General features: G+C 68.5%; 1 protein-coding gene. It reads left to right on the forward strand.

What is annotated here, in order from left to right; all coding sequences use genetic code 11:
- Positions 1 to 386: 386 nt before the first annotated feature.
- Positions 387 to 6,835: autotransporter-associated beta strand repeat-containing protein (locus tag AC1DIO_RS32125; RefSeq protein ID WP_476854677.1), on the forward strand; the 6,449-nt coding region annotated here is incomplete at its 3' end.

Consider the following 6,835-nt stretch of genomic DNA (forward strand, 5'->3'; position numbering starts at 1 on the left):
GATGAGCAGCGTCGGCCGTTAGGCGCTCCGGTTGGCGACAGGACGAGGAAGGCGGGCCTGGCCCATTTCCAGTGGCTTTCGATGCCGGCCGGGGCGGGGGCTGTTGCGGCTTCTCCGGCGAAACGATCCTGTCGAGGCGCGACGCGTCTGGCGCCGTGTCGGCACATCCGGCCGGTCTTCCCGGTTGTTACCTTGCGGCAACACGCCCAAAACAAATCACAGAATCAAGGGTTTGCGAGCGCGGGCTGACAGTGCTCGGGCGGAGGCCTGCTAGTCTGGCGCTGATTCTCCCTGCGGCGCTGCGCCGTCTGGCCGAATCCGGGATCTGGGGGATTCGGGTGAGACGCGAACAAGTCGATCACGTGGCCATTCGCGGTGCTTCGCGAGTGGGCTGCCCTGTTGTCCTGAGCCAGGCGGGCAATCGCATCGCGCAGCGTCGTCGTGCCCTGCTGGCCTCATCCTGCCTTGCGCCGGTCCTGCTGCTTGCGATGACGGCAGCCGGAAGCGTTCTGACGATCTCGCCCGCCCTGAGCCAGACGCTCCCGCCCAATGGATCTGGCGGCGCGGCCAGTACAGGCTTCGCGGACACGGGCGGCGGCGGCGGTGGCGGCGGCGGCGCCGGGTTGCAGCTCACCACGTCCAACAGCCTCACCGTGACGGTGACAGGCGCCGCTGGCGGTGCGGGTGGTGGTGAAAATGCGTTCGGTTCCGCTGGCGGCAGCGGCAGCGGCACGGCCGGCGGAACGGGCGGGCCAGGCGGTGGGTCAACCGGCGGGTCGGGTGGGTCCGGCGGCGGCGGCGCGATCGGCGGGACTGGGGCGGCAGGCAGCGGCGGCGATGGCGGCCTCGGCGGCGGCGGCGGCGGCGGTGCGGCCCTCGTCCTCAACGGCACATCGCTGGTGGTAACCACCAGCGGCGCCGTGACCGGCGGCATCGGCGGCGCCGGCGGGAGCGCGAATTCCTCTTTCAGCGGCAATCTCGGCAATGGCGGCGCGGGCGGCGCGGGCGCCGCCTCGGCGAGCACCAGTCTGCAAATCTCGAACAGCGGCACCATCACCGGCGGCGCCGGCGGCGATGCCGGTTTCCTCGGCTTTCTCGGGTCTGGAGCCACCAATGGCGTGGGCGGCGCGGGCGGCATCGGCGTCCTGCTTTCGGGGGACTCGGCTTCATTCATCAACACCGGCACGGTGCGCGGCGGCACCGGCGGACTTCTCAACACGATCAATTCCTTCACCGGCAGTGGTGCGGGGGGCGCGGGCGGCGCCGGACTGGTCATCTCGGGGGCAAGCGGGACGGTCAGCAACAGCGGGACGATCCGCGGCAGCGCAGGCGGCTACGACATCGACTCGAATGTCTCGCCGGGCGGCGCCAGCGGCGCCGGCGTCATCCTGAKCGGCAGCGGCACATCGCTCGCCAACGGCACCGTCCTGACCAATAACGCTGGGGGCACGATCGCCGGTGCCAACCGTGACTTGCTCTTTGCAACGTCCGGGCCGGACAACGGCGGCGCGGGCGTCTCCATCACCGGACATTACAACACCCTGAATAATGCCGGTTCCATCACCGGCGGCAGGGCCAACACAGCCGGCACAGCCGGTGTGCTCGTCTCTGGTGACAACAACCTCGTCATCACCAGCGGCACGATCACCGGCGGCGGCAGCGGCGGCACGCTCGCCCCATCCGTCCAGTTCAACGGCAACAACAACACGCTGGAATTACGGGCCGGCTACGTGCTCAGCGGCGGCGCCAAGGTGAACGGGACCGGCGGCACGCTCGTCCTCGGCGGCGCGACCAATGCCGCGTTCGATCTGGCCCGCATCGGCACCAGCGCCACCAGCTTCAACGGCTTTTCGGCCTTCTCCAAGACCGGCACCTCGACCTGGACCCTGAACAACATCTACACCGGGTCCAGCAACTGGGGCGTGCAACAGGGCACGCTGGCCATGGCCAGCCTTGCGGAGGTGACTGGTAACGTCTCCGTCGCGAGCGGCTCCGCGCTCGCCGTCGCGGCGTTGAGCCGCGTCCACGGCCAAGTGACCATCGCCAATGGCGGGACACTGGCGACCACCACGACCACCAGCGCCGCAGCGCTCGACGGACTGGCCTTTTCCGCCAACTCCAGCCTCAATATGACCGTCACCCGGGCCGGGAACAATACCGGGCTGGTGACGGTCGGCAACAACGGCCTGGTGCTCGACGGCACGCTGAACATCGACAATTCCAGCAATACGCTCGCGACCGGCACCTATCGCCTGTTCAACGTCGTTGGCGGGCTGACCAACAATACGATGGTCATCGGCACCGCTCCGATCCAATTCACCTATGACATCGACACCACCTCGACGGCATTCCAGGTCAATCTCCTGGTCGCGGCCAATACCGGCTACTGGAACGGCGCACAGACCACGCCGAACGGCACGGTCAGCGGCGGCAGCGGCACCTGGAATGCCACCACGACCAACTGGACCAATGCCGCCGGCACGACCGCAAAGGCCTGGGGTGGCTACGAGGCCTTCTTCCAGGGCACGCCCGGCACGGTGACCGTGGATGGGGCCGGCGTCACAGCCTATCCGATGCATTTCCTCACCGATGGCTACACGATCGGTGGCGGCACGCTGACCCTGGCCAGCCTCAGTGCCGCCAAGCCGATCGTCGAGGTCGCCTCGGGTGCGACCGCAACGATCCAGTCGGTCATCGCCGGCAGCGCCGGGCTCGACAAGACCGGAGCCGGCACGTTGGCGCTCGGCGGCGCCAATACCTACACCGGCAATACCAGCATCACGGCAGGCACGCTGCAGATCACCGGCACCGGCTCGATCCTCGGCAGCGTCGCCAATAGCGGCGCGCTGGTCTTCAGTCCCAGCAGCGACCTGGCGTTTTCCGGCAATATCACGGGAACGGGTTCGTTGACGAAGCTCGGCGCCAGCACGCTGACCCTGTCCGGCCTCAATAGCTACAGCGGCGCGACGACGATCTCGGCTGGTACGCTGCAGATGAATGTCGGCGCGAACACCACCTTGAGCGGCGCGATCGACAATTCCGGCGCTCTGGTCGTCAACGCGACCGGGGCCGGTGCCGGGCTCGTGCTGTCCGGAGCCGTGTCGGGCACCGGCACATTGACCAAGACGGGCACGGGCTCGCTTCAGCTCACTGCCAACAACACCTATACCGGCCTGACCACCGTTTCAGCCGGCACGCTCTATGTCGGCTTCGGTACAACCACGGGATCGATCGCCGGGGATATCGTCAACAACGCGCCGACGGGTGGTGCGGAGGGCGTGATGTTCTTCCGATCCAATGCGGGCACCTATGCCGGCGTCATGTCCGGCAGCGGGCAACTGGGCGTCGGTGGCGGCGGCAGCCTGACCCTGACGGGCGCGAACACCTATACGGGCGGCAGCTTCGTCACCGGCGCGACCCTGATCATCGGCAATGGGGCCACCTCCGGTTCGGTATTGGGCGATATCCAGACCAATTTCCCCTCAAATCCCGCCGGTACCGTGGCGTTCGACCGCTCCGATGTCGTCACGTTCGCTGGAACCATCTCCGGTACCGGCGGCCTCGAACAGCGCGGCACCGGCACGCTTGTTCTGACCGGCGCCAGCACCTATGGCGGCACGACGGTCATCACCCCGGGCACGCTGCAGGTCGGCGACGGCGCATCGGGATCGATCCCCACGGCCACCAACGTGGCCAATAGTGGTACTTTGGCCTTCAATCAGGGAGCCGACAGCACGTTTTCCGGCGCCATCAGCGGTACGGGTGCGCTGACCAAGCTGGGCTCCCACACGCTGACCCTCACCGGCCTGAGCACGTATAGCGGCGCCACCAGGGTGATGGCGGGCGAGCTGCTGGTCAGCGGCGCGGGCGCCGGCATCGGTGATCTCAGTGCGGTGACCGTGGCCACGGGGGCGTCGTTCCGTATCGCCAATCATGACGAGACGATCGGCTCGCTGGCGGGAGCCGGCAACGTGACGGTTGGTGCGCGCCAGTTGACGGTCGGCAGCGACAACACCAGCACGACCTATTCCGGCGCGATGGCCGGTTCCGGCGCGATCAGCCTCATCAAGACCGGCAACGGTACCATGACGCTGTCAGGCACGAACACCTATACCGGCGCGACCCAGGTCAACGGCGGCAAGCTGCTGGTGAATGGCTCGCTCGCGTCCGCCGCGGTTACGGTCGGCACGGGCGCGACGCTCGGAGGCTCGGGCACGATCGCCGGGGCAGTGACGGTCGCTTCCGGCGGCACGCTCTCGGCCGGCAACTCGCCGGGCACGCTGACGGTCGGTTCGCTGACGCTCGGCAGCGGCTCGAACACCGTGTTCGAGCTTAATACGCCGGGCGTGGTCGGCGGCGCTACGAACGATTACATCGTGGTCAACGGCAGCGGCGCGGCCGGCAACCTGACGCTCGGCGGCACGCTGACCGCCAATGTCGCCTCGGCCGGCTATTATCGTCTGTTCGACGTCACCGGCGGCGGCACGATCAGCGGCAGCTTCGGCACGCTGGCGCTGAGCGCGCCTTCGGTCGTGGGCGCGACCGGCACGGTCTACAGCGCGCCCTCGAATGCGGCGACGCAGGTCAATCTGGTGGTCATCGGCTCGGGCCAGACCATGCAGTTCTGGGATGGCAGCGATGTTGCAGGCAACGGCAGCGTCGATGGCGGTGCCGGCACCTGGAACGCCGGCAATACGAACTGGACCGGCCAACCCGGCCAGGCAGATCTCAACACGCCCTGGTTCGGCTCTGTCGGCGTGTTCCAGGGCACCGGCGGCGCGGTCACGGTGTCGGGCACGCAGAGCTTCGACACGCTGCAGTTCAACAGCAACGGCTATGCGCTCAGCGGCGGCGCCCTGAGCTTCGGGGTCGCCGGCGGCAGCACGATCAACGTTGCGGCCGGCGCCACCACCACGATCGCCTCCAGCCTGGTCGACGGTGTCGCCACGAGCTTTACCAAGGTCGGCGCGGGCACGCTCGTGCTCTCAGGCACCAACAGCTATACGGGCGGGACCACGATCAATGCAGGCACGCTCGCGGTGTCGTCAGACGCCAATCTGGGCAGTGCTGCGGGCGGGCTGACCTTCAGTGGCGGTACGCTTGCGACCACGGCGAGCTTCAGTACGTCGCGCCATGTGACGTTGACTGGCGCGGGCGGAATCGACGTGGCAACCGGCACCGAGTTGCAGCTGGCGGGCGTGGTCTCCGGGGCCGGCAGCCTCAGCAAGCTCGGGGCCGGAAAGCTCCTGCTCTCCGGCACCAGCACGCATGCCGGCGCGATGCTGGTTCAGGCCGGCACGCTCCAGGCCGGCGCGGTTGGCGCTTTCTCGGCGGCCTCGGCCTTCACCGTCGATGCAGGCGCAACGCTCGATCTTGCCGGCTTCAACCAGGGCATCGGCTCGCTGGCCGGAGCCGGCACCGTGGCGTTGGGAGCCGGCACGCTGACGCTGGGTTCGGACGGCCAGAGCACCACCTTCTCCGGCAGCATGTCAGGCAGCGGCGGCCTGACCAAGACCGGCAGCGGCGCCTTCAGCCTCTCCGGTTCGACGAACTACACCGGCGCAACCCTCGTCTCGAACGGAACCCTGCGCGCCGGCGCAGCTGGCGCCTTCGCCTCCGGCTCGGCCTTCAGTGTCGGCGGGAGCGCGGTCCTCGACCTCGCCGGTTTCAATCAAAGCCTCGGCTCGCTTGCCGGCGCCGGTTCGGTTGCGCTCGGCACCGCGACGCTGACCACGGGCTCGAACGGCGCTTCAACCACCTTCTCCGGCGCGATCTCCGGCAGCGGCGGGCTGACCAAGACCGGAACGGGCACTTTCACCCTGTCGGGTATCAACACCTATACCGGTACGACGACGATCAGCGCCGGTACGCTGACGGTGACGGGCGGCGCCGCGATCAGCGACAGCGGGCTCGTCAGGATCGCCAGCGGCGCGACGCTCGACGTCGCCCAGAGCGAGACGATCGGTGCTCTCGTCGGCGATGCCGGCGCGATCGTCACGCTCGCTGCCGGCCAGACGCTGACGACCAGCGACAACAGCGGCGCTAACTTCGCCGGCAAGCTCTCCGGCGCGGGCGATATGCGGCAGGATTTCCTCGGGAAGACGACCTTGTCCGGGACGAGCGACTATACCGGCGCGACCTTTGTCACGCGCGGCACGCTCGTGGTGAACGGCTCCATCGTCTCGTCCTCCGGCCTGACGGTCGATGCGGGCGGGACCATCGCCGGATCGGGGCAGCTGCCCTCGACGGTGGTCAATGGCACGATCTCGCCCGGCAACTCGCCGGGAACCATCACGGTGAACGGCAATCTCACCCTCGGCGCCGGATCGACCTACATTGCCGAGATCCAGGGTGCGGTCTCGGACCGCGTCAACGTCACCGGCGCGGCTGCGCTTGCCGGCACCTTGCGGATCGTGCCGCTCGGCGGCGCCTACGCCTTCTCGACCCCTTACACGCTGCTCTCGGCTGCCGGGGGCCGCAGCGGCACCTTCGGCACGGTCGATACGGCCGGCAGCTTCGGCGACGGTGTCACCACCAGCGTCGCCTACACCGCCAGCGACGTGCAACTCACCCTGGCACCAAAGCCACTCGCTCCCATCGTCGACCCGGTGACGCCAAACTCCGGTACCGTTGCGCCGAACGCAAGCTCGCGGCTAGCCGTCGGGCGCCCGGCGAATGCCTATGCGGTGGCCGCCGGAATCGACAGGGCGGTGGCGGGCGGGGCCGATCCGTCGGGGCTGTTCGGCATCTACAACCTGCCGGCGGCAGCGATTCCCGGGGCAGTGAACCAGCTTTCGGGCGAGGCMCATACCGCAGCACCGGCCATGGCGGTCTC

The sequence above is a fragment of the Allobosea sp. 05T439 genome (assembly GCF_056396005.1).